We start from the raw sequence: 22,460 nt of genomic DNA on the forward strand, positions 1-22,460 counted from the left end.
GTGAGCAACGAAAGCCTGGCCAATCTGCTTCGGGAAGAGCGTCGATTTTCGCCGCCCGCCGAGCTGGCCGCGCACGCCAACGTGACGGCGGAGGCGTACGAGCAGGCCAAGGCGGACAGGCTGGGCTTCTGGGCCGAGCAGGCCAAGCGCCTGACCTGGGCCACCGAGCCGACCGAGACGCTCGACTGGTCGAACCCGCCGTTCGCCAAGTGGTTCGCCGACGGCGAGCTGAACGTGGCGTACAACTGCGTCGACCGCCACGTCGAGGCCGGCCACGGCGACCGGGTCGCCATCCACTTCGAGGGCGAGCCGGGCGACAGCCGCGCGATCACGTACGCCGAGCTCAAGGACGAGGTCTCCAAGGCGGCCAACGCCCTGACCGAGCTGGGCGTCCGCAAGGGCGACCGGGTCGCCGTCTACCTGCCGATGATCCCCGAGGCCGCCATCACGATGCTGGCCTGCGCCCGCGTCGGCGCCGCCCACTCGGTGGTCTTCGGCGGCTTCTCGGCCGACGCCGTCGCCTCCCGTATCCAGGACGCCGACGCCAAGCTGGTCGTCACGGCCGACGGCGGCTACCGCCGGGGCAAGCCGAGCGCCCTCAAGCCCGCCATCGACGAGGCCGTCGCCAAGTGTCCGCAGGTCGAGCACGTCCTCGTGGTCCGCCGTACGGGCCAGGAGACCGCCTTCACCGAGGGCCGCGACGTGTGGTGGGACGACATCGTCGCCCGCCAGTCCGCCGAGCACACCCCGGAGGCCTTCGAGGCGGAGCACCCGCTCTTCATCCTCTACACCTCGGGCACCACGGGGAAGCCGAAGGGCATCCTGCACACCTCCGGCGGCTACCTCACCCAGGCCGCGTACACCCACCACGCCGTCTTCGACCTCAAGCCGGAGACCGACGTCTACTGGTGCACCGCCGACATCGGCTGGGTCACCGGGCACTCGTACATCGTCTACGGCCCGCTGGCCAACGGCGCGACGCAGGTCATGTACGAGGGCACCCCGGACACCCCGCACCAGGGCCGGTTCTGGGAGATCGTGCAGAAGTACGGCGTCACGATCCTCTACACGGCGCCGACCGCGATCCGCACGTTCATGAAGTGGGGAGACGACATCCCCGCGAAGTTCGACCTCTCCAGCCTCCGCGTCCTCGGCTCGGTCGGCGAGCCGATCAACCCCGAGGCCTGGGTCTGGTACCGCGAGCACATCGGCGCAGGGAAGACCCCGATCGTGGACACGTGGTGGCAGACCGAGACCGGCGCGATGATGATCTCGCCGCTGCCGGGCGTCACCGAGACCAAGCCGGGCTCCGCCCAGCGTCCGCTGCCGGGCATCGCGGCCACCGTCGTCGACGACGAGGCCAACGAGGTGCCGAACGGCGGCGGCGGCTACCTGGTCCTCACCGAGCCGTGGCCGTCGATGCTCCGCACCATCTGGGGCGACGACCAGCGCTACATCGACACGTACTGGTCCCGCTTCGAGGGCAAGTACTTCGCCGGTGACGGCGCCAAGAAGGACGAGGACGGCGACATCTGGCTGCTCGGCCGGGTCGACGACGTCATGCTCGTCTCCGGGCACAACATCTCGACCACCGAGGTCGAGTCGGCCCTCGTCTCCCACCCGTCCGTCGCCGAGGCGGCCGTCGTCGGCGCCGCCGACGAGACGACCGGTCAGGCGATCGTCGCCTTCGTCATCCTGCGCGGTACGGCGAGCCAGGACGAGGGCCTGGTCGCCGAGCTGCGCAACCACGTCGGCGCGACCCTCGGCCCGATCGCCAAGCCGAAGCGGGTCCTGCCGGTGGCGGAGCTGCCGAAGACCCGCTCGGGCAAGATCATGCGCCGTCTGCTGCGCGACGTCGCCGAGAACCGTGAGCTGGGTGACGTCACCACGCTGACCGACTCCTCGGTCATGTCGCTCATCCAGACCCAGCTGCCGGCCGCCTCCAGCGAGGACTGAGCCCCACCCGTACGAGCGCCCGGCCCGTACCCCGCGCACGCCCGCCCCGAGTCCATGGGGGCGGGCGTTCGCGTCTCGCCACAGCCGACGGGACGAACAAGGCAAAGCTCCCTAAAGTGAATCCCGCCGGACGTCGCCCGCGCTCGTTAGGTAAAGTAAAGACCGCGTCAGTGACGCGACAAGAGAACCTAGGTGCGCCGGGAAGTCTGGTCGGCAATGTGATTCGTCCTGCCCGCCCGACCGGAGGATCCCCGTGGCCGCCCCCGCACCGACCGACGACCGCAAGCACGACGACCGCAGGTTCCTCGGCCGTCTCTCCCTCCCCGAGCGGCGCTATCTCGCCGACGCCCTGCGCACCGAGACCCTCGGCGGCGTACTGCTCCTCGTCGCCGCCGTCGCCGCCCTCGTCTGGGCCAACACGCTGAGCGGCAGCTACGAGGCGGTCAGCGACTTCCACATCGGCCCCGCCGCCCTCGGTCTCGACCTGTCGATCCAGCACTGGGCCGCCGACGGCCTCCTCGCGATCTTCTTCTTCGTCGCCGGCATCGAACTCAAGCGCGAGCTCGTCGCGGGCGAGCTGCGCGACCCCAGGGCCGCCGCGCTCCCCGTCGTCGCCGCCCTCTGCGGCATGGCCGCGCCCGCCCTCGTCTACGTCCTGGTCAACGCCCTCGGCAACGGCTCGATGGACGGCTGGGCCGTGCCCACCGCGACCGACATCGCCTTCGCGCTCGCCGTCCTCGCCGTCATCGGCACCTCGCTGCCGTCCGCGCTGCGCGCCTTCCTGCTCACCCTGGCCGTCGTCGACGACCTCTTCGCGATCCTGATCATCGCGATCTTCTTCACCAGCGACCTGAACTTCGCCGCGCTCGGCGGCGCCGTCGCGGGCCTCGTCCTCTTCTGGCTGCTGCTCCGCAAGGGCGTGCGGGGCTGGTACGTGTACGTGCCGCTGGCCCTGGTCATCTGGGCGCTGATGTACAACAGCGGCGTCCACGCCACGATCGCCGGCGTCTCCATGGGCCTGATGCTGCGCTGCACCACCCGGGACGGCGAGCAGCACTCCCCCGGCGAGCACATCGAGCACCTCGTGCGCCCGATCTCGGCCGGCCTCGCCGTACCGCTGTTCGCGCTCTTCTCGGCGGGCGTCAGCGTCTCCGGCGGCGCGATCGGGAACGTCTTCACCCAGCCGGTCACCCTGGGCGTGGTCCTCGGCCTGGTCGTCGGCAAGGCCGTCGGCATCTTCGGCGGCACCTGGCTGGCCGCCCGCTTCACCCGGGCCGAGCTCAATCCCGACCTGGCCTGGCCGGACGTGTTCGCCGTGGCCTCCCTCGCCGGAATCGGCTTCACGGTCTCGCTCCTCATCGGCGAACTCGCCTTCGCCGGGGATGCCGCCCTCACCGACGAGGTGAAGGCCGCCGTCCTGATGGGCTCCCTGATCGCGGCCGTCCTCGCCTCCGTCCTGCTGAAGCTGCGGGTCCGCAGGTACCAGTCGCTCGTCGCCGCAGAGGAGCGCGACGACGACGAGGACGGCATCCCCGACATCTACGAGGAGGACAACCCGGCGTACCACCTGAGGATGGCCGAGATCCACGAACGGAAGGCCGCCGAACACAGGGAGCGCGCCCAACTGGCGGGGGCACCGCGCGATGAGGCCGACCGTCCGGCATGATCTGAGTCGGACCGCAGAAGAGAAGAGGGAGCACCGATGAGCGACCCGTTCGACGGAACCGAGCGCAGCCTCGGCCAGTTGGTCGCCTCGGCGACCGCCGAGATGTCCGCGCTGGTGCACGATGAGATCGCCCTGGCCAAGGCCGAGCTGCGGCAGGACGTCAAGCGTGGCGGGATCGGCAGCATCCTGGGTGTCGGCGCCCTGGTGGTACTGCTGTTCTCGCTGCCGATGCTGAGCTTCGCGCTCGCGTACGCGATCAACACCTGGACCGGCGGCCACAACGGCAACGGAGGCTGGAACCTCGTCTGGTGCTTCCTCCTGTCGTTCGCCTTCAACGTGCTGGTGGCGGGCCTCCTCGGGGCGATCGCCGTCGCCAAGTTCAAGAAGGTGAAGCCGCCGGAGAGGTCCATCGCCTCTGCGAAGCAGACCGCGGCGATCATGCAGAACGCGAAGCCGCACCCCCGTCCGGCCCAGCGCCCGGCCCTTGAGAAGGCCGAGTCTGTGGCACGCTCGTCCGTATGACCCTTCCCGAGAGCAACGGCAACGGCGGGCCCGTACGGCTCGACGGGCCCTGGACCCATCGCGACGTGGCCGCCAACGGCGCGCGTTTCCACATCGCCGAGATGGGCGACGGGCCGCTGGTGCTGCTGCTGCACGGTTTCCCGCAGTTCTGGTGGACCTGGCGCCACCAGCTGCCCGCGCTCGCCGACGCGGGGTTCCGGGCGGTCGCGATGGACCTGCGCGGGGTGGGCGGCAGCGACCGCACCCCCCGGGGTTACGACCCCGCCAACCTCGCCCTCGACATCACCGGCGTCGTGCGCTCGCTCGGCGAGCCGGACGCGGCGCTCGTCGGGCACGGCCTCGGCGGATACCTCGCCTGGACGGCGGCCGTGATGCGGCCCAAGCTGGTGCGCCGGCTCGCGGTCTCCTCGATGCCGCACCCGCGCCGCTGGCGCTCGGCGATGCTCTCCGACTTCGCCCAGTCGCGGGCCGGCTCGCACGTCTGGGGCTTCCAGCGGCCGTGGCTGCCGGAGCGTCAGCTCGTCGCGGACGACGCGGCGCTCGTCGGTGAGCTGATCCGGGACTGGTCGGGACCGCAGCCCCGGCGCGACGCGGACGACGAGGCGATCGAGGTGTACCGGCGGGCGATGCTGATCCCGTCGACGGCGCACTGCTCGATCGAGCCGTACCGCTGGATGGTGCGCTCCCTGGCCCGCCCGGACGGCATCCAGTTCAACCGGCGCATGAAGCGGCCGGTGCGGGTGCCGACGCTCCATCTGCACGGCTCCCTCGACCCGGTGATGCGGACCAGGAGCGCGGCGGGGTCGGGCGAGTACGTGGAGGCGCCGTACCGCTGGCGGCTCTTCGACGGACTCGGTCACTTCCCGCACGAGGAGGACCCGGTGGCCTTCTCCACGGAGCTGGTCAACTGGCTGAAGGACCCCGAGCCCGACCGCTGACGGGCCCTCTCCCGCAGGGGCGTACAGACTTCCTTCGAACGGCCATGTGCCCCGCGCATACTCCAATTGGCGGGCCCTCAGGCGGTTACCGACCTTGGGCCACGGGCAGACGTCGAGGTATGGGCTGGACGCACGACTACGGTGACACGACAGCACGCAACCGCCGCTCGGCCGCCGCGCCGAGTTCCCGCGAGGGGGGTGGCCCGCCGGACGCCGGCGGCGCGCACACCGTGCAGGACGTGGGGATCTCCCGCATCCTGCGCCGCCGGGCCCGCTGGGTCTCGGCCAGACTCCGGCATCCCCGCGACACCGCCTAGTCGGCCCCGGGCCCGCCCCGGAGGGTGGGCCCGGGGCCGACCGGGCGGGGACCTACAGAGCGCAGGCCTGGCTGTCGACCTGCTGGTCGGCGGTCCGGCCGCGCTCGATGTCCTCGCGGATCTCGTCGACCGTCAGGGCGTAGCCGGTGTTCGGGTCGTCGAGGGAGCGGGCGAAGATCACGCCGTACACCTCGCCGTCCTCGGTGAGGAGCGGGCCGCCTGAGTTGCCCTGCCGCACCGTCGTGTACAGCGAGTACACGTCCCTGCGCACATCGCCACGGCGGTAGATGTCGGGTCCGTCGGCGTTGATACGGCCCCGCACGCGCGCCGAGCGCACGTCGTACGAGCCGTTCTCCGGGAACCCGGCGACGATCGCGTTGTCGCCGCTGCGGGCGTCGTCCTCGGTGAAGCGCAGCGGGGTGGCCTTCAGGTCCGGCACGTCCAGGACGGCGATGTCGCGCTGCCAGTCGTAGAGGACGACCTTGGCGTCGTACGTCTTGCCCTCGCCCCCTATCTGGACGGTCGGCTCGTCGACTCCGCCGACCACATGGGCGTTGGTCATGACCCGGCGCTCCGCGAAGACGAAGCCGGTCCCTTCGAGGACCTTGCCGCAGCTCTGCGCCGTGCCGACGACCTTGACGATGGAGCGCTGGGCGCGGGCGGCGACGGGGCTGCCGACGAGCGCCGGGTCCGGGGGCAGGACCTCGGTGATGGGTTCGTTCACGAAGGGGTCGAAGACCTGCGGGAAGCCGTTGCGGGCCAGTGTCGAGCTGAAGTCGTCGAACCAGCCGGAGACCTGATCCGGCATCACCTCCTCGACGCCTCGCAGCACCATCGAGTCCTTCACCCGCTTGCTCAGGGCGGTCAGCGAGGAGCCGCCGAGGGCCGAGCCGATGAGCCAGGCCACGAGCAGCATCGCGACGACGTTGACCAGGGCGCCGCCGGTGGCGTCCAGGGCGCGCACGGGTGACCAGGTGATGTGGCGGCGCAGCTTGTTGCCGAGGTGGGTGGTGAAGGCCTGGCCGACGGAGGCGCAGACGATGACCACCATCACGAAGACGACCGTCGCCGTGGTGGAGACCTCGCTGCTGTCGGTCAGCTGGTCCCAGAGGACCGGAAGCAGCAGAACGGCGACGAGGCCGCCGCCGAGGAAGCCGATCACGGACAGGATGCCGACCACGAATCCCTGGCGGTAACCGATGATCGCGAACCACACGGCGGCGAGCAGCAACAAGATGTCCAGCACGTTCACCGTCAATTGCCTCGCAGATTCGTTTCCGGTCGCCGGGGTTCAGCCTGTCATGAGCGCCAGTCGAGCGGGACCTGCTTGGACCGGTCCCAGGGGCGCTCCCAGCCGGAGAAGTGCAGCAGGCGGTCGATCACCCCGGCCGTGAAACCCCAGACCAGAGCCGATGCGACGAGGAACGCGGGGCCCTGGTGGCCGCTCGGGTGGATCGCCGTGGCGCGGTTGGCGGGATCCGTGAGATCCGCCACGGGGACGCTGAAGACCCGGGCGGTCTCTCCGGGGTCGACGACCCCGACCGGGCTGGGGGCGCGCCACCAGCCGAGGACCGGGGTGACGACGAAGCCGCTGACGGGGATGTAGAGCCGGGGCAGCACGCCGAAGAGCTGGACGCCCGCCGGGTCGAGGCCGGTCTCCTCCTGGGCCTCGCGCAGGGCGGCCCGCAGCAGGCCGCCGTCGGCCGGGTCGCCGTCCTCGGGGTCGAGGGCGCCGCCGGGGAAGGAGGGCTGTCCGGCGTGCGAGCGCAGGCTGCCGGCGCGCTCCATGAGCAGCAGCTCGGGGCCGCGCTCCCCCTCGCCGAAGAGGACGAGGACGGCGGACTGGCGTCCGGCGCCGCTCGCGGGCGGCAGGAAGCGGCTCAGCTGCTCGGGCTCGACCGTGCGGGCGGCCCGGTCGACGGGCCCGAGCCAGTCGGGCAGCCCGTCGCGGCTGACCAGCCCGCCGGTGCCGGGCTCGTGGATCTCTTCGTCAGTGCGCGTCATAGGCACCCCCGTTGTTGCACAACGCCATCGGTGGACGGGTTCGTTCCCGGGGCCGTCGGGGCCGTCCGGGGGCCGGGCTCAGTCGCCCGCGCCGAGGGGCGGCGCAGGGAGGCCGGGGTAGCCGGGCGGCGGGTTGAGCCGCTGGCCGGGGAAGCCGCCCTTCTCGTACTTGAGCAGCTTCCTCGCCTTCTCGGGGTCGGTCTCGCCTTCTCCGTACGAGGGGCATAGGTGGGTGATCGGGCAGGCGCCGCAGGCGGGCTTGCGGGCGTGGCAGATCCGGCGGCCGTGGAAGATCACCCGGTGCGAGAGCATCGTCCACTCGCTCTTCGGGAAGATCTCGGCGATCTCCGCCTCGATCTTCACCGGGTCATCCTGCTCGGTCCACTTCCAGCGCCGGACCAGTCGCATGAAGTGGGTGTCCACGGTGATGCCGGGGACCCCGAAGGCGTTGCCGAGGACGACGAAGGCGGTCTTGCGGCCGACGCCGGGCAGCTTGACGAGGTCGTCCAGGCGGCCGGGGACCTCGCCCCCGAAGTCGTCCCTGAGGACGGCGGCGAGACCCATGATCGACTTGGTCTTGGCGCGGAAGAAGCCGGTGGGGCGGATGAGCTCCTCGACCTCCTCGGGCACGGCGGCGGCGAGGTCCTCCGGCGTGGGGTACCTGGCGAAGAGGGCAGGGGTGGTCTGGTTGACCCGCAGGTCGGTGGTCTGGGCGGAGAGGACCGTGGCGACGAGCAGCTCGAAGGGATTGCGGAAGTCGAGCTCGGGGTGGGCGTACGGATAGACCTCGGCCAGTTCGCGGTTGATCTTGCGGGCCCTGCGGACCATCGCGAGCCGCGATTCGGGCTTCACCGCCTTCCGATTCGCGGCTTTCACCCGTTTCGACACGCCGTGTTCGCCCACGGCGGAATTACCTTCGGCCGACACTCTTTCAGCCCCCTTGGCCTGCGCTCTCACCGGCGAGTTGGACACCCGACCAGCCTAGGGGCCGACACCGACATCCGCCCCGGGCGTGGCCGATCAGCCCCCAATCGGGCCCCTGACGTACGGACCGGCGGCTCCGTACGTCAAACTTGTTGTGATTGATCGCACTGTTTTGTACGTCCGGCATCATGGGACGCAGGTCCCTGAGCAGGTCGACAGTATGGAGAGAACTCGTGGACGACGTTCTGCGGCGCGCCCCGCTCTTCGCGGCGCTCGATGACGAGCAGGCTGCCGAGCTGCGCGCCTCGATGAGTGAGGCGACGCTCGCCCGTGGCGACGCTCTCTTCCACGAGGGCGACCCCGGCGACCGCCTGTACGTGGTCACCGAGGGCAAGGTGAAGCTGCACCGCACTTCCCCCGACGGCCGCGAGAACATGCTGGCCGTCCTCGGCCCCGGCGAGCTGATCGGCGAGCTGTCGCTGTTCGACCCGGGCCCGCGCACCGCGACCGCTACCGCGCTGACCGAGGTGAAGCTGCTCGGCCTGGGCCACGGCGACCTCCAGCCCTGGCTGAACGCCCGCCCGGAGGTGGCCACCGCGCTGCTCCGCGCGGTCGCCCGCCGCCTCCGCAAGACCAACGACCAGATGTCCGACCTGGTCTTCTCCGACGTCCCGGGCCGTGTCGCCCGCGCGCTCCTCGACCTGTCGCGCCGCTTCGGCGTGCAGTCCGAGGAGGGCATCCACGTCGTGCACGACCTCACCCAGGAGGAGCTGGCCCAGCTGGTCGGCGCCTCCCGCGAGACGGTCAACAAGGCGCTCGCCGACTTCGCCCAGCGCGGCTGGCTGCGTCTGGAGGCCCGCGCCGTGATCCTCCTCGACGTGGAGCGCCTCGCGAAGCGCTCGCGGTAGCCACCGCCGTACGACGCCGTACGTGAAAGGCCGCCCCGGTCCGACGACCGGGGCGGCCTTTCGCGTATGCGCTGACCAGCGAGTCAGCGCTTGGAACCGTCCACGATCACCGGGGCCGAGGAACCGTTCGCGCAGGGCACGGTGTAGATCGGGTTCTGCGCCGCGGCCTCCTTGAACGCGTCGATGCACTGGTTCATCAGGACCCTGTCCGTCAGCGACTCGTTGAGGATCTTGTTGGCGCGGGCGATGCCCTCCGCCTCGATCCGGCGCCGGTCGGACTCGGCCTTGGCGGTGCGGGCGGCCTCAAGGGCACGCTCGGTGGCCTGCTGCTGCTGGATCTTGCGGTCGATCTGGTCCTGCAGCGCCTTGGACGGCTTCACGTTGCGCAGGTTGACCGTGGTCACGTCGATGCCGCGCGGGGCGAGCCGCTCCTTGACCAGCTCGCCGATCTCGGCGTTGATCTTCTCGCGAGCCGAGCTGTAGCCCTCTTCGCTGGTGTGGCGGGCGAAGACGTTGCGGATGATCTCCCGGCTGTCCGGGAAGACCAGCCGCTGCTGGATGGCGGCCTCGCTGCCGGCGAGCCGGTACAGCTCCACGGCCTTGGTCGGCGCGACGGCCCACTTCACCGTCACCTCGACCTCCATCACGCCGCCCTGCGAGGAACGCACCTCGACGACGTCCCGGTCGGAGAGGTTGAGGTCCACGGGGCGGGTGGAGAAGGTGGTGACCGTCGTGAACGGCGAGATCACGTTCACGCCGGGCGTCATGGGCGTACCCACCTTGCCGAAGGTCACGGGCACGCCGACCTCGTACGCGCCGACGACGTGGATGATGCTGGTGACGCCCGCGAGGAGGGCGGCGATGAGCGCGCCCAGCGCGCCGAGGCGCAAGGGAGAGCGGTCCGTGGACCGCCCCACGGCGAAGAGCACGCCCGCCGCGATGAGCAGGATGATGGCCAGGACGAACACGAGAATCCCCCCGATGAAACGACTACTGATACTGCCGATGTAAAGGGACCGTAAAGCATGGCGTGTCCCCTGGACCATGCCGGGTCCCGGCAGAACCACCCAGGGCGTCACTGCCGCCCCATGAGCCCCTCCCCCGGGCGCGGCCGTCAGATCAGGCCACGCTCCCGCAGGTACTCCAGCTGTGCCCGTACGGACAGCTCGGCGGCGGGCCACAGCGAGCGGTCCACGTCCGCGTACACATGGGCGACGACCTCCGCCGCCGTCCGGTGGCCGCTCACGACCGCCGCCTCCACCTGAGCGAGCCTGCTCGCCCTGTGCGCGAGATAGAACTCCAGGACCCCCTGGGCGTCCTCCAGGACCGGCCCGTGCCCCGGCAGGACCGTGTGCACCCCGTCGTCGACCGTGAGCGACCGCAGCCGGCGCAGCGAGTCCAGGTAGTCACCCAGCCGCCCGTCCGGATGCGCCACGATCGTCGTCCCGCGCCCCAGGACGGTGTCCCCCGAGAGCACCGCCCGGTCGGCCGGCAGATGGAACGAGAGCGAGTCCGAGGTGTGGCCGGGCGTCGGGACGACCCGCAGCTCGAGACCGCCGACCGACACCACGTCCCCGGCGCCGAGTCCCTCGTCGCCGAGCCGCAGCGCCGGGTCGAGGGCCCGTACGGCCGTCCCGGTCAGCTCGGCGAAGCGGCCCGCGCCCTCGGCGTGGTCCGGGTGGCCGTGGGTCAGCAAGGTGAGCGCGACCCGCTTGCCGAGCTTCTCCGCGGTCTCGATCACCCGGCCCAGATGGCCCTCGTCGAGCGGGCCCGGGTCGACCACGACGGCGAGTTCCGAGCCGGGCTCGGAGAGGAGCCAGGTGTTGGTGCCGTCGAGGGTCATCGCGGACGGGTTCGGCGCGAGGACGTTCACGGCGCGGGCGGTCGCCGGCCCGGAGACCACGACTCCGCGCGGCTGTCCCGGCAGGGCGGCGGCGTCGCTCATCGCTCGCCTCCCGCTGATCCCACCGATCCCGCCGGACCTGCCGCACTCGCTGAATCCGCCGGACCCACCGGACCTGCCGCACTCGCCGAACCCGCCGGACCCACCGGCCCTGCCGCACTCGCCGAACCCGCCGATCCCGCCGGGATGATCTTGGTGAACTCCTCGTGTCCCGGCCAGCTCAGGACCAGCTCGTCGCCCTCCAGACGCGCCTGTGCGAGCACCGGCGTCAGATCCTGCTCCGCGGCCCCCGCGAGCGCCTCGGCCGCCGTCCCGTACCCCTCCAGGGCCCGCAGGGTCGAGATCGTCGGCGGCATCATCGTCAGCTCGCCCCGGTCGTAGCCGGCGGCGGCCTCCGCCGGACGGATCCAGACGGTGCGGTCGGCCTCCGTGGAGGCGTTCCTGGTGCGCTGCCCGGCCGGCAGCGCGGCCACGAAGAACCAGGTGTCGTACCGGCGCTGCTCGAACTCCGGCGTGATCCAGCGGGCCCACGCGCCGAGCAGGTCGGAGCGGAGCACGAGCCCCCGCCGGTCGAGGAAGTCGGCGAAGGAAAGCTCCCGGGCGACCAGCGCCTCCCGGTCCCGCTCCCAGTCATCGCCGGTCGTGTCGCCGACCACGGTGTCCTCGGTCGGCCCTGCGAGCAGCACGCCCGCCTCCTCGTACGTCTCTCGTACGGCGGCGCAGACCACGGCCTGGGCCTGCGCGGGGTCGTCGAGGCCGAGGCGGGCCGCCCAGGTCTCCCGCGAGGGCCCCGCCCAGCGCACCGGATGCTCGTCGCGCGGGTCGACACCACCGCCGGGGTAGGCGTACGCGCCGCCCGCGAAGGCCATGGAGGTACGGCGGCGCAGCATGTGGACGTCGGGCCCGGCGGCCGCGTCCCGCAGGAGCAGGACGGTCGCGGCGCGCCGGGGGGCCACCGGGACGAGCTCACCGGCGGCGAGGGCGCGGATGCGGTCGGGCCACTCGGGCGGGTACCACTGACCATTCGACATGGCCGGATGCTATGCGCAAGCACCGGAATGCACGAGAGCCGATCCCCTCACGCGGTACGCGCGGGGAACCGGCTCTCGACGTACGGCGAAGAGGCCGCCGCGAGGAGGTCAGGCCTCGGCCAGCTCCACCTGGACCTCGACCTCGACCGGGGCGTCGAGCGGCAGCACGGCCACGCCGACGGCGCTGCGCGCGTGCACGCCCTTGTCGCCGAGGACGGCGCCGAGGAGCTCGCTGGCGCCGTTGATGACGCCCGGCTGCCCGGTGAAGTCGGGGGCGGAGGCGACGAAGCCGACGACCTTCACGACCCGCTTGATCCGGTCCAGGTCACCGGCGACCGACTTCACGGCCGCGAGCGCGTTCAGCGCGCAGGTGGCCGCGAGCTGCTTGGCCTCCTCCGCGGTGACCTCGCCGCCGACCTTGCCGCTCAGCTGGAGCTTGCCGTCCACCATCGGGAGCTGGCCCGAGGTGTAGACGTACGCGCCCGACTGCACGGCCGGCTGGTAGGCGGCCAGCGGCGGCACGACCGCCGGCAGGGTCAGGCCCAGCTCGGCGAGCTTCGCCTCGACGGCCCCGCTCACGACTTGGCCCGCTTCAGGTAGGCCACGAGCTGCTCGGGGTTGTTCGGCCCGGGTACGACCTGGACGAGCTCCCAGCCGTCCTCGCCCCAGGTGTCCAGAATCTGCTTGGTCGCGTGCACCAGAAGCGGCACCGTGACGTACTCCCACTTGGTCATGGAGGCGACTGTATCCGCTGCCGCGGGGGTGCCCTTCGAGGCGGCCCCCCGCCGCCGCCCCGAAGCTCCCCCTAGGGGGCTTCTCCGGGGCAGCCTCCTGATTGGGCGCCGCCGCCAGTGGTTAGGCTCGACTACGTGAGCAGGCTTCAGGTCGTCAGCGGCAAGGGTGGTACCGGTAAGACGACGGTCGCCGCCGCCCTCGCGCTCGCCCTCGCGACGGAGGGCAAGCGCACCCTCCTCGTCGAGGTCGAAGGCAGGCAGGGCATCGCACAGCTCTTCGAGACGGAAGCGCTTCCCTACGAGGAACGCAAGATCGCCGTCGCCCCGGGCGGCGGGGAGGTGTACGCGCTGGCGATCGACGCCGAGCGCGCGCTCCTCGACTACCTCCAGATGTTCTACAAACTGGGCGGTGCGGGGCGCGCCCTGAAGAAGCTGGGCGCGATCGACTTCGCGACGACGATAGCGCCGGGCGTACGGGACGTCCTGCTGACCGGCAAGGCCTGTGAGGCGGTCCGGCGGCGCGAGAAGCACGGCGGGCACACCTACGACCACGTGGTCATGGACGCGCCGCCGACCGGCCGCATCACCCGCTTCCTCAACGTGAACGACGAGGTGGCGGGCCTGGCCAGGATCGGTCCGATACACAACCAGGCGCAGGCCGTCATGCGGGTCCTCAAGTCCCCCGAGACGGCCGTCCATCTGGTGACCCTCCTGGAGGAGATGCCGGTCCAGGAGACGGCGGACGGCATCGCGGAGCTGCGGGAGGCCGAACTGCCGGTGGGGCGGGTGGTGGTGAACATGGTCAGGCCGCACGTCCTCGACGAGGCGGCGGTACGGGCCGCCTCCGGCGACCACCGGGAGGCCATCGCCAGGACGCTGGCGTCCGCGGGCGTCACGGGCGCCACGAGGCTGGTCGAGCCGCTGCTCGACCAGGCCGCCGAGCACGCCCGGCGGGTGGAGCTGGAGCGGGCGCAGCGCGCGGTCCTGGACGGTGTCGGCGTCCCCTCGTTCGAGCTTCCCTTCCTGGGGGACGGGGCGGACATCGCTGGGCTCTACCGACTGGCGAAGGAACTGCGGAGGCAAGGGGTGGGCGACGCGTGACGGAGAAGGCGACGGACGAGCGCGGCACGGCTCCCGGTCCGGACGAGCGCGACACGACTTCCGATCCGAGCGGGCGCGACACGGCACCCGGTTCGAGCGGGCGCGACACGGCAGCCGATTCGAGCGGGCCTGACGCGGAGCCCGGTTCGAGCGGGCTCGACGCCGTGCCTGTCCTCCGGCTCGACCCGCTGATCGACGACCTGGGCACCCGCATCATCGTCTGCTGCGGTGCCGGCGGGGTCGGCAAGACGACGACGGCCGCGGCCCTCGGCGTGCGGGCGGCGGAGCGCGGCCGGCGTGTCGTCGTCCTCACCATCGACCCGGCCCGCCGCCTCGCCCAGTCGATGGGGATCGACTCCCTCGACAACACCCCGCGGAAGGTCACGGGCATCAAGGGCTCCGACGGCGGCGAACTGCACGCCATGATGCTGGACATGAAGCGGACCTTCGACGAGATCGTCGAGGCGCACGCGGACCCCGAGCGGGCGCGGGCGATCCTGGAGAACCCCTTCTACCAGTCCCTCTCGGCAGGATTCGCCGGTACGCAGGAGTACATGGCGATGGAGAAGCTGGGGCAGCTCCGGGCGCGCGACGAGTGGGACCTGATCGTCGTGGACACCCCGCCGTCGCGGTCCGCCCTGGACTTCCTGGACGCGCCGAAGCGGCTCGGGTCCTTCCTCGACGGCACGTTCATCAAGCTGCTGATGGCGCCGGCGAAGGTGGGCGGCCGGGCCGGGATGAAGTTCCTCAACGTCGGCATGTCGATGATGACCGGGACCCTCGGAAAACTGCTCGGGGGTCAGTTCCTCAAGGACGTGCAGACGTTCGTCGCGGCGATGGACACGATGTTCGGCGGTTTCCGTACCCGCGCGGACGCCACGTACCGGCTGCTCCAGGCCCCGGGCACGGCGTTCCTCGTGGTGGCCACGCCCGAGCGCGACGCGCTGCGCGAGGCGGCGTACTTCGTGGAGCGGTTGGCCGCCGAGGGGATGCCCCTCGCGGGTCTCGTCCTCAACCGGGTGCACGGCAGTGGTGCCGCCCGACTGTCGGCCGAGCGGGCGCGGGCGGCTGCGGAAAATCTTGACGAGGGGCGCATTGTGGATCAGAGGGGCGGGAAGACTGGTCGCAGTGGCTCCCCGACCACGGAGTCCGAGCCGTCCGATCTCGCCACCGCCGCCGCAACTCCCGTACCCGAGGCTGCCCCCACAGCCGAACCGGCACAGGAAACAGACGTAGACGTACGACATCTCACCGCGGGCCTCCTGCACCTGCATGCCGAGCGCATGCGGGTGCTCGCGCGTGAGCAGCGCACACGTGACCGCTTCACGGCGCTCCACCCCGAGGTGGCGGTGACCGAGGTGGCGGCCCTGCCCGGCGATGTGCACGACCTCGCCGGGCTGCGGGCCATCGGTGACCGGCTCACGACCGGAGGAAGACCTTCGGCCTGACCGGGGGTCCAGCGCCTGTCCGGCCCTGACCCTTCGCCCTGTTCCGCCGGGGCGCCCATGACACCCCCTGGCCCCGGGACGCCCTAGCTCACGGCGGCATACGCCTCGTACGTCGCGTCGTCCTCGATCGACGCGGGCAGCAGGCCCGCTCCCCGCTCGTACTCCGTGCGCGCGGTCTCCAGCAGCCGGCGCCACGAGGTGACGGTCGGCCTGCGGCGCAGCAGTGCGCGACGCTCGCGCTCCGTCATGCCGCCCCACACACCGAACTCCACGCGGTTGTCGAGGGCGTCGGCGAGGCACTCGGTCCGCACCGGGCATCCGGTGCACACCGCCTTTGCCCTGTTCTGTGCCGCTCCCTGCACGAAAAGTTCATCCGGATCGGTAGTGCGGCAGGCCGCCTGCGCACTCCAGTCAGCTACCCAGCCCATACCGGCGCCGTCCTCTCCCGAATCGAGGCTCCCCCACGGCGGCAGCGGCATATTCACCGCTGCCAGTTGGGACGTTACGGAAGGTAGACACAGCGCAACACCCCCTTCGGGCCCAATCTTGGATGGCCCGAACGGACTATGCGTACGCGTCAGATCACCCAGGGGAGTGAGCGAAGGACATGCGTGTGATAGCGGACATAGCGCTCAGACATGCCCGTCCTCGGCGCGGCCACTTCGGGCACCGCGTGACACATGAGCTGGATTCGGACACGAGGTTCCCGTGTTTCGGGGTCACGGGAACGTGCGCCGCTGTCACACCCGGGCCGTGATGCGGGACCACACTGCTGTGACAGTTGGGAGCAGCTTAGGCCAAGGCATATACGCCTGTCCGGCGAATGAGAACGTCGGCGCCCGGGCGGCGCGGCCACGCCCCGGCGGCCCCTGGATGTCACGGTCTGGTACGCGAACGCTCCGAGAAGCCCCCGCTCTGCGGTACGCACAGAACTTCGGATTAGGCTGCCCCCCATGGCAAAGAAGCGCTCGGGCGGTGGTCTGACCGGGACCCAGCAGGCCGCCAAGTTCCTCGGTGTCAGTGTGCTCGCCGGAGCCGTGCTGGCAGGCATCGCCCTGCCCGCGGCCGGCGCACTCGGGCTGGCCGCGAAGGGCACGGTGGAGGGTTTCGACGAGATCCCCTCCAACCTGAAGACCCCACCGCTGAGTCAGCGCACCACGATCCTCGACTCCGAGGGCGGGCTTCTCGCCACGGTGTACTCGCGGGACCGGAAGGTCGTGCCGCTGGACAAGATCTCCCCGTACATGCAGAAGGCGATCGTCGCGATCGAGGACGGGCGCTTCTACGAGCACGGGGCGATCGACCTCAAGGGCGTGCTGCGCGCGATCAACCGCAACGCGCAGGAGGGCGGGGTCGCGCAGGGCGCGTCGACGCTCACCCAGCAGTACGTGAAGAACGTCTTCGTCGAGGAGGCGGGTGACGACCCCGAGAAGGTCGCGCAGGCCACCCAGCAGACCATCGGCCGCAAGGTCCGCGAGCTGAAGTTCGCGATCCAGGTCGAGGAGGAGCTGGGCAAGCACAAGATCCTGGAGAACTACCTCAACATCACGTTCTTCGGGCAGCAGGCCTACGGCATCGAGGCCGCCTCGCAGCGGTACTTCTCGAAGCACGCCGCCGACCTGAACCTGGGCGAGGCCGCGATGATGGCCGGCCTGGTCCAGTCGCCGAGCCGCTACGACCCCATCAACGACATCCAGGAAGCCACCAAGCGCCGCAACGTCGTCCTCCAGCGGATGGCCGACGTCGGGGACGTCAGTCAGGCCGAGGCGGACAAGGCGAAGGCGGCCCCGCTCAAGCTGAAGGTCAAGACCCCGAAGAACGGCTGCATCACCGCCGTCGACGGCGCCGGCTTCTTCTGCGACTACGTCCGCAAGACGATCCTCACGGACCCGATCTTCGGCAAGACGTCCGAAGAGCGCCAGAAGCTGTGGAACCTGGGCGGTCTCACCGTCAGGACCACGCTCGACCCGAAGGCGCAGGCGGCGACCAACGAGGCCGCCGTGGCCAAGGTGAACAAGGACGACGGGGTCGCGACCGCCGTCGTCCAGGTCCAGCCGGGCACCGGCAAGATCCTGTCGATGAGCCAGTCCCGCCCGTACGGCCTGGACCAGAAGCAGCACCAGACCACGCTCAACCTCGCCGTCGGCAGCAAGATGGGCGGCACCACGTACGGCTTCCCGGTCGGCTCGACCTTCAAGCCGATCACGGCCGCCGCCGCCCTGGAGAAGGGGCTGAGCCCGGCGCAGAGCTTCGACACGCCGTGGAAGATCGCCATGCAGGAGAGCGATTTCACGCGCTGCGACGGCAGGCCGGCGGGCAACCAGGAGTGGCCGGTCCAGAACGAGCTCGAGTCGGAGAAGGGGGCGTACGACATGACGAGCGCCCTCGGCAAGTCCATCAACACCTACTTCGCCAAGCTGGAGCAGATGGCCGGCCTCTGCGAGACGCTGACGATGGCGAAGAAGGTGGGCTACGAGCGCGAGCTGGGCAAGCCCATCAGGCAGAGCCCCTCCGCCACGCTCGGCAGCCTGGAGAGCACCCCGCTCGACATGGCCTCCGTCTACGCGACCTTCGCCAACCGCGGCATGTACTGCACCCCGGTCGCGATCGAGTCGGTCAAGGCCGCCAACGGCGACAAGCTCAACGTGCCGCAGACCAAGTGCACGCGCGCGATGAGCGACCGGACCGCCGACACCATCAACCAGATGCTGAAGGGCGTCGTCGAGGACGGCACCGGTACCCGAGCCGGTCTGAGCGACCGGGACAACGCGGGCAAGACCGGTACCACCGAGGGCCGCAAGGACGCCTGGTTCGTGGGCTACACGCCGAACCTGTCGACCGCCGTCTGGGTCGGTGACGACGTCGGCAAGCGCGACGAGATGTTCGGCATCACCATCGGCGGCGTCTACTACGACAAGGTCTGCGGTGGCTGCCTCCCCGGTCCCATCTGGAGGATCGCGATGACGGGCGCCCTGGACCCCTCCGAGAGGCCGCAGTTCAACCCCGTCTCCGTACCGAGGGCCGAGAAGCCCAAGGACCCGGAGGAGGGCGACGAGGGCCCGAACAAACCCCGCAAGCCGGGTGGCGACAAGCCGGGCGACACCGACCCGACCAACCCGTTCCCCGGGATCACGATCCCGCCGGAGATGCTGACCGGCGGAAACGGAAACGGCCGCGGCGGAAACCGCTGACGCCACGGGCCGTAGCCGCAGAGGTATGAGGAAGGGCGCCCCACCGTGGTGGGGCGCCCTTCCTCATACCAGCTCAGCGCCGACACGCACCGACTCGCGGACGTACCGGCTTCGCGCCCGGATCAGCCCGCGAGCAGCTTCTTCACCGAGGCCGCGACCCGGCCGCCTTCGGCCTGGCCGGCCACCTTCGGGTTCACGATCTTCATGACGGCGCCCATGGCACGCGGGCCCTCGGCGCCCGCCGCCTTCGCCTCCTCGACGGCCGCCGCGACGATCCCGTCGAGCTCCTCGTCGCTGAGCTGCTTCGGGAGGTACGCGTCGAGGAGCACGCCCTCGGCCCGCTCCCGCTCGGCGGACTCGGCGCGACCGCCCTGGGCGAAGGCGTCCGCGGCCTCGCGGCGCTTCTTCGCCTCCTTGGCGATCACCTTCTGCACCTCGTCGTCGGAGAGTTCGCGCTTGGTCTTGCCCGCGACCTCCTGCTTGGAGATCTCGGTGATGGTCAGCCGCAGAGTCGAGGAGCGCAGTTCGTCGCGCTCCCGGATCGCGGCGTTGAGGTCGGCCTGGAGCTTCGCCTTCAGCGTGGTCATGAGGTCAAGTGTGTCAGGTGAGCAGCCGCACCCGCCCGCGCATTTACGCTCCACGGGTCTGCGACGATGGGGGGATGCGCGCACGGTACGGGCTCCCCCTGAAGATCACGGCAGGCCTCACGGCGACGGCCGCCGCCGGAATCGTCTACGCGGCCGGTTACGAGGCCCGCTCGTTCCGGCTCCGCCGCGTGACGGTGCCGGTGCTCCCTCCCGGCATGAGCGACCTGCGGGTCCTCCAGGTCTCCGACATCCACATGGTGAGCGGTCAGCGCAAGAAGCGCGCCTGGCTCCAGTCCCTCGCGGGGCTCCGCCCGGACTTCGTCGTCAACACCGGTGACAACCTGTCCGATCCGGAGGCGGTGCCGGAGGTGCTCGACGCGCTCGGCCCGCTGATGGAGTTCCCCGGGGTGTACGTCTTCGGGTCCAACGACTACTACGGGCCCAAGCTGCGCAACCCCGCCCGCTACCTCCTGGAGAAGGCGCAGGGCCGCCACGGCCTCAACGGCAACAAGCCCGCAGTCGGCGCCGTCCACAATCCCTGGGAGGGGATGCGGGACGCCTTCGACGCGGCGGGCTGGGTCAACCTCACCAACACCCGCGGCCGGCTCCGACTGCCGCACGCGGAGCTGGCGTTCACCGGTCTCGACGACCCGCACATCAAGCGCGACCGGTACGAGCGGGTGGCCGGCGGCCCCGACGCGACGGCGGACTTCACGCTTGCCGTGGTCCACGCCCCGTACCTGCGCTCGCTCGACGCCTTCACGGCCGACGGGTACGAGCTGATCCTCGCCGGGCACACCCACGGCGGGCAGCTCTGCATTCCCTTCTACGGGGCGCTGGTCACCAACTGCGACCTGGACACCGACCGGGTGAAGGGGCTCTCCACCCACACGGTCGGCGACCGGACCTCCTACCTGCACGTCTCGGCGGGCTGCGGCACCAACCGGTACACCCCGGTCCGCTTCGCCTGCCCGCCCGAGGTCACCCTGCTCACCCTGACGGCCCGCGCCTGAGCCCCTACGGTGAGGGCATGCTCACGCCACGCTCGGCGGCCGTGCCGGCCTCCGCCGTCATGCCCGCCGCCCCGCCGCGCCCGTACGCGGCGGCCTTCCGGGGCCTGATCGCCCTGTCCGCTGCGACGGGGCTCGTGATCGAGTGCGTGTACGGGAACGTTCTCGTCGTCCTGAGCTTCTTCACCGTCTGGTCCAACATGCTGGTCGCCGTCGCCCTCGGCTGGGGCGCCGTCCGCGCCTGGACCCGCCGCCCGCCGCTCCCCGCCCTGTGGACCGGCGGCGTCCTGCTCTGCATCACGGTGGTCGGCCTCGTCTTCCACCTGGTCCTGGACAACGAGGCGAGCGAGTTCGACCAGGCCGCCGAGATCGCCCGCCTGACCGGCGCGAAGGCGGTGGCCAACCAGCTCCTCCACACCGTCACCCCGATCGGCACGGCCCTCGACTTCCTGCTGCTCACCCTGCCGGGAGCGCTGAGGTGGCGCCACGCGGCCCAGTGGCTCGCGCTCCCCGGCCTCTACCTGACCTTCGCGCTCACCCGCGGCGCCCTGCTCTCCCCCGGCGCCCCGACCCGCTACACGTACCCCTTCCTGGACGTCGCCGCGCTCGGCTACGCCGCCGTCCTCACGAACGCCGTCGTCCTCGGCGCGGCCTTCTACGCCCTGGGCCTCGCGCTGGTCGGCCTCGACCGCGTCCGACCAGCGCCGCGACGCCCCGGAAACCGGATTTCGTCTCAGCGCGCGCGTGGGCTAAAGTAATCGATGTCGCCGCGACGAGAACAACAGAGCAGCGACATCGGGGTGTAGCGCAGCTTGGCAGCGCGCTTCGTTCGGGACGAAGAGGTCGTGGGTTCAAATCCCGCCACCCCGACAGCCGTAAGACCAGTTCAGGGGCCTGATCCATTCAGTGGATCAGGCCCCTGAGTGGTTTCCGGGAGCTTTTCGGCAGGCCCGGGGCACCGCGGCGGGCGGCGGGTGGTGTCACGAGGCGAGGATCCGGCTCTTCTGCGCCGCGAACTCCTCCTCGGTCAGGACGCCTTGTTCCTTCAGCTGTCCGAGTTCCTTGAGCTGGGAGATCTTGGCGCTCATGTCGTCGACCGGTGCGGCGGGCGCCGGCGCCGGGGGAGGTGCCGGCGCAGGCTGTTCCGGTGCCACCGGTTCCTGTTGGGCCCAGCGGCCCGCCTGGCGCCGTGAGACCCGGTTGGAGACCGCGGTCGCCGTCCCGGCCACCACGGCGGTGCGTGCCACACCTCGAAGAAGTCCTGGCATGTCGGTGCTCCTTGCTTGTCCTCAGGGGCGTCAGGCGGCGGGCCCGTCACCCTCTGTCGCCTCCGCGGCTTCGAGCGAGGCCAGGAGGGCTTGTACGGGGATGCGTCCGCCCGCCACGAGTTGCGCACCGCCGCGCCGCAGCGCCCGCGCGAGGGGAGCGGCCCAGAGGTTCTCGTACACCAGGATTCCGGCCGCGTTACCGGGTTCGAGCGCCCTCCCCGCCTCCTCGATGTCGTCCTGGCCCAGAAGCCCGGACGAGGCGCCCTCGAACACGGACAGGTCGAGCCGGCCGTCACCGTCCAGATCCGCCAGCTCCAGACCGACGACGCTTCCGTCGACGTCCTTTCGGACGAACAGGAGGTCGAGAACGCGGATGACGCCTCGGTCCACCAGATCGAGAAGGAGGGGGAAGCCCTCACCCGTCATGCGGTTGCCCGGGAACTCGATGACCAGGAAGTCCACCGGTCCCATGTCTTCCAGAACGTCGCTCATGGCCACTCCGTACACGCCGCTCGCAGGACTTGGCCACGCCCGTTTCATCCCTGCCGCATTCCGCGGGGGATGGTCGGACGGAGCTCTTGGTCCATTGCAGCACTGGCCGGAACGCTCCGCATGTTCACCCTTCCCGACCAGGTCAGGGGCCTGATCCGCGTGTGCGGGTCAGGCCTCTGCGTGGTTTCCGGGTTCGCTCACCAAGCGCCCCACTCCCTCGCCTCAGGCGTCGGTCGACGGTCCGGACGACTCGGCTGCGCGGCGGTATTCGGCGTTGATGCGCTGGGCCTCTTCGAGCTGGTCCTCGAGGATGATGATGCGGCAGGCGGCTTCGATGGGGGTGCCCTGGTCGACGAGTTCCCGGGCGCGGGCGGCGATGCGCAGCTGGTAGCGGGAGTAGCGGCGGTGGCCGCCCTCCGAGCGCAGCGGGGTGATCAGGCGGGCTTCGCCGATGGCACGG

Annotated in this window: 24 protein-coding genes and 1 tRNA gene; 12 read left to right on the forward strand and 13 right to left on the reverse strand. The window is 70.9% G+C overall.

All coding sequences use genetic code 11. The features are described 5' to 3' along the window. The 5 genes from acs (at window position 1) to IO20_RS0128125 (ending at window position 5,399) form a co-directional block, all read left to right on the forward strand. Complete coding sequence (gene acs, locus IO20_RS0128105; protein WP_030554417.1) at window positions 1-1,956, forward strand: acetate--CoA ligase; 1,956 nt, start codon at window positions 1-3, stop codon at window positions 1,954-1,956. Window positions 1,957-2,209: 253 nt separating this feature from the next. Next, window positions 2,210-3,622 (forward strand): Na+/H+ antiporter NhaA, encoded by a 1,413-nt coding sequence (gene nhaA, locus IO20_RS0128110; RefSeq protein ID WP_030554415.1) that lies wholly within the window; start codon window positions 2,210-2,212, stop codon window positions 3,620-3,622. Window positions 3,623-3,658: 36 nt separating this feature from the next. Then, window positions 3,659-4,144: a phage holin family protein gene (locus tag IO20_RS0128115; protein ID WP_030554414.1), complete on the forward strand. Its 486-nt coding sequence runs from the start codon at window positions 3,659-3,661 to the stop codon at window positions 4,142-4,144. Then, on the forward strand, window positions 4,141-5,082 hold the full coding sequence (locus IO20_RS0128120; RefSeq protein WP_030209032.1) for an alpha/beta fold hydrolase: 942 nt from the start codon (window positions 4,141-4,143) through the stop codon (window positions 5,080-5,082). Before IO20_RS0128115 ends, IO20_RS0128120 begins: the two co-directional genes overlap by 4 nt. A gap of 119 nt (window positions 5,083-5,201) precedes the next feature. Continuing rightward, window positions 5,202-5,399: a hypothetical protein gene (locus tag IO20_RS0128125; RefSeq protein WP_030554412.1), complete on the forward strand. Its 198-nt coding sequence runs from the start codon at window positions 5,202-5,204 to the stop codon at window positions 5,397-5,399. Window positions 5,400-5,451: 52 nt separating this feature from the next. Here the strand turns inward: IO20_RS0128125 and IO20_RS0128130 are convergent, their stop codons facing one another. The 3 genes from IO20_RS0128130 to nth all read right to left on the reverse strand — a co-directional run bounded on the left by IO20_RS0128130 (window position 5,452) and on the right by nth (window position 8,330). Further along, window positions 5,452-6,651, reverse strand: coding sequence for a MarP family serine protease (locus IO20_RS0128130; RefSeq protein WP_030209029.1), 1,200 nt, complete (start codon window positions 6,649-6,651; stop codon window positions 5,452-5,454). Between the two features lie 47 nt (window positions 6,652-6,698). Continuing rightward, complete coding sequence (locus IO20_RS0128135; protein ID WP_030554410.1) at window positions 6,699-7,403, reverse strand: NUDIX hydrolase; 705 nt, start codon at window positions 7,401-7,403, stop codon at window positions 6,699-6,701. 78 nt (window positions 7,404-7,481) lie between these two features. Next, window positions 7,482-8,330, reverse strand: coding sequence for an endonuclease III (nth, locus tag IO20_RS0128140; RefSeq protein WP_030554409.1), 849 nt, complete (start codon window positions 8,328-8,330; stop codon window positions 7,482-7,484). A gap of 230 nt (window positions 8,331-8,560) precedes the next feature. Here nth and IO20_RS0128145 point away from each other — a divergent pair, with 230 nt between their 5' ends. Continuing rightward, a complete protein-coding gene (locus tag IO20_RS0128145) occupies window positions 8,561-9,235 on the forward strand; it encodes a Crp/Fnr family transcriptional regulator (RefSeq protein WP_015034542.1) in 675 nt (224 codons plus the stop codon). 83 nt (window positions 9,236-9,318) lie between these two features. On the opposite strand, the gene IO20_RS0128150 is transcribed toward IO20_RS0128145, so the two are convergent. From IO20_RS0128150 to sp36, 5 genes are all read right to left on the reverse strand, one after another. After that, entirely contained in the window at window positions 9,319-10,203 is an 885-nt protein-coding gene (locus IO20_RS0128150) for a prohibitin family protein (protein ID WP_030554407.1), read from the reverse strand. Between the two features lie 146 nt (window positions 10,204-10,349). Next, window positions 10,350-11,180 carry an MBL fold metallo-hydrolase gene (locus IO20_RS0128155; protein ID WP_030554406.1) on the reverse strand — a complete coding sequence of 277 codons (831 nt, stop codon included), beginning with the start codon at window positions 11,178-11,180 and terminating at the stop codon, window positions 10,350-10,352. Then, entirely contained in the window at window positions 11,177-12,169 is a 993-nt protein-coding gene (locus tag IO20_RS0128160) for an NUDIX hydrolase (RefSeq protein WP_051874698.1), read from the reverse strand. Before IO20_RS0128160 ends, IO20_RS0128155 begins: the two co-directional genes overlap by 4 nt. 108 nt (window positions 12,170-12,277) lie before the next feature. Beyond that, entirely contained in the window at window positions 12,278-12,748 is a 471-nt protein-coding gene (locus IO20_RS0128165) for a RidA family protein (protein WP_030554403.1), read from the reverse strand. Continuing rightward, window positions 12,745-12,903, reverse strand: a complete 159-nt coding sequence (gene sp36, locus IO20_RS39940; RefSeq protein ID WP_015034547.1) for a Sp36 family protein — start codon at window positions 12,901-12,903, stop codon at window positions 12,745-12,747. Before sp36 ends, IO20_RS0128165 begins: the two co-directional genes overlap by 4 nt. Window positions 12,904-13,038: 135 nt before the next feature. Between sp36 and bagA the strand changes: the two genes are divergently transcribed. Further along, window positions 13,039-14,004: an ATPase BagA gene (gene bagA / locus IO20_RS0128175; RefSeq protein ID WP_030554401.1), complete on the forward strand. Its 966-nt coding sequence runs from the start codon at window positions 13,039-13,041 to the stop codon at window positions 14,002-14,004. Between the two features lie 164 nt (window positions 14,005-14,168). Beyond that, window positions 14,169-15,452 (forward strand): ATPase BagB, encoded by a 1,284-nt coding sequence (gene bagB / locus IO20_RS0128180; protein WP_030554399.1) that lies wholly within the window; start codon window positions 14,169-14,171, stop codon window positions 15,450-15,452. Window positions 15,453-15,535: 83 nt separating this feature from the next. On the opposite strand, the gene IO20_RS0128185 is transcribed toward bagB, so the two are convergent. Further along, a complete protein-coding gene (locus IO20_RS0128185; protein WP_030554398.1) occupies window positions 15,536-15,880 on the reverse strand; it encodes a WhiB family transcriptional regulator in 345 nt (114 codons plus the stop codon). A gap of 525 nt (window positions 15,881-16,405) precedes the next feature. On the opposite strand from IO20_RS0128185, the gene IO20_RS0128190 reads away from it, so the two are divergent. Further along, window positions 16,406-18,643, forward strand: a complete 2,238-nt coding sequence (locus IO20_RS0128190) for a transglycosylase domain-containing protein (RefSeq protein ID WP_030554397.1) — start codon at window positions 16,406-16,408, stop codon at window positions 18,641-18,643. A 122-nt stretch (window positions 18,644-18,765) separates the two neighbouring features. Here the strand turns inward: IO20_RS0128190 and IO20_RS0128195 are convergent, their stop codons facing one another. Next, entirely contained in the window at window positions 18,766-19,230 is a 465-nt protein-coding gene (locus IO20_RS0128195; protein ID WP_030554395.1) for a GatB/YqeY domain-containing protein, read from the reverse strand. 74 nt (window positions 19,231-19,304) lie between these two features. Between IO20_RS0128195 and IO20_RS0128200 the strand changes: the two genes are divergently transcribed. The 3 genes from IO20_RS0128200 (at window position 19,305) to IO20_RS0128210 (ending at window position 21,110) form a co-directional block, all read left to right on the forward strand. After that, window positions 19,305-20,243: a metallophosphoesterase gene (locus IO20_RS0128200; RefSeq protein WP_030554394.1), complete on the forward strand. Its 939-nt coding sequence runs from the start codon at window positions 19,305-19,307 to the stop codon at window positions 20,241-20,243. 17 nt (window positions 20,244-20,260) lie between these two features. Beyond that, window positions 20,261-20,998, forward strand: a complete 738-nt coding sequence (locus tag IO20_RS0128205; RefSeq protein ID WP_030554392.1) for a Pr6Pr family membrane protein — start codon at window positions 20,261-20,263, stop codon at window positions 20,996-20,998. 38 nt (window positions 20,999-21,036) lie between these two features. Beyond that, window positions 21,037-21,110 (forward strand) — tRNA-Pro (locus tag IO20_RS0128210). Window positions 21,111-21,220: 110 nt separating this feature from the next. Here IO20_RS0128210 and IO20_RS0128215 read toward each other — a convergent pair. The 3 genes from IO20_RS0128215 to IO20_RS0128225 form a co-directional block, all read right to left on the reverse strand. Next, window positions 21,221-21,508 (reverse strand): SHOCT domain-containing protein, encoded by a 288-nt coding sequence (locus IO20_RS0128215; protein ID WP_030554391.1) that lies wholly within the window; start codon window positions 21,506-21,508, stop codon window positions 21,221-21,223. A gap of 30 nt (window positions 21,509-21,538) precedes the next feature. Continuing rightward, window positions 21,539-22,000, reverse strand: a complete 462-nt coding sequence (locus IO20_RS0128220) for a DUF6325 family protein (protein WP_030554390.1) — start codon at window positions 21,998-22,000, stop codon at window positions 21,539-21,541. Window positions 22,001-22,222: 222 nt separating this feature from the next. Beyond that, on the reverse strand, window positions 22,223-22,460 hold a 238-nt coding region (locus IO20_RS0128225), incomplete at its 5' end, for a MerR family transcriptional regulator (protein WP_030554388.1).

It is taken from the genome of Streptomyces exfoliatus (assembly GCF_000725545.1).
Taxonomy (GTDB): domain Bacteria; phylum Actinomycetota; class Actinomycetes; order Streptomycetales; family Streptomycetaceae; genus Streptomyces; species Streptomyces exfoliatus.

Coding starts and splice junctions, on each gene's coding strand:
- IO20_RS0128185 (WP_030554398.1), bottom strand. CDS start 15,880: ATGGGCTGGGTAGCTGACTGGAGTGCGCAGGCGGCCTGCCGCACTACC.
- IO20_RS0128125 (WP_030554412.1), top strand. CDS start 5,202: ATGGGCTGGACGCACGACTACGGTGACACGACAGCACGCAACCGCCGC.
- IO20_RS0128205 (WP_030554392.1), top strand. CDS start 20,261: ATGCTCACGCCACGCTCGGCGGCCGTGCCGGCCTCCGCCGTCATGCCC.
- IO20_RS0128135 (WP_030554410.1), bottom strand. CDS start 7,403: ATGACGCGCACTGACGAAGAGATCCACGAGCCCGGCACCGGCGGGCTG.
- IO20_RS0128155 (WP_030554406.1), bottom strand. CDS start 11,180: ATGAGCGACGCCGCCGCCCTGCCGGGACAGCCGCGCGGAGTCGTGGTC.
- IO20_RS0128115 (WP_030554414.1), top strand. CDS start 3,659: ATGAGCGACCCGTTCGACGGAACCGAGCGCAGCCTCGGCCAGTTGGTC.
- IO20_RS0128220 (WP_030554390.1), bottom strand. CDS start 22,000: ATGAGCGACGTTCTGGAAGACATGGGACCGGTGGACTTCCTGGTCATC.
- IO20_RS0128160 (WP_051874698.1), bottom strand. CDS start 12,169: ATGTCGAATGGTCAGTGGTACCCGCCCGAGTGGCCCGACCGCATCCGC.
- IO20_RS0128190 (WP_030554397.1), top strand. CDS start 16,406: ATGGCAAAGAAGCGCTCGGGCGGTGGTCTGACCGGGACCCAGCAGGCC.
- sp36 (WP_015034547.1), bottom strand. CDS start 12,903: ATGACCAAGTGGGAGTACGTCACGGTGCCGCTTCTGGTGCACGCGACC.
- IO20_RS0128195 (WP_030554395.1), bottom strand. CDS start 19,230: ATGACCACGCTGAAGGCGAAGCTCCAGGCCGACCTCAACGCCGCGATC.
- IO20_RS0128215 (WP_030554391.1), bottom strand. CDS start 21,508: ATGCCAGGACTTCTTCGAGGTGTGGCACGCACCGCCGTGGTGGCCGGG.
- IO20_RS0128200 (WP_030554394.1), top strand. CDS start 19,305: ATGCGCGCACGGTACGGGCTCCCCCTGAAGATCACGGCAGGCCTCACG.
- IO20_RS0128120 (WP_030209032.1), top strand. CDS start 4,141: ATGACCCTTCCCGAGAGCAACGGCAACGGCGGGCCCGTACGGCTCGAC.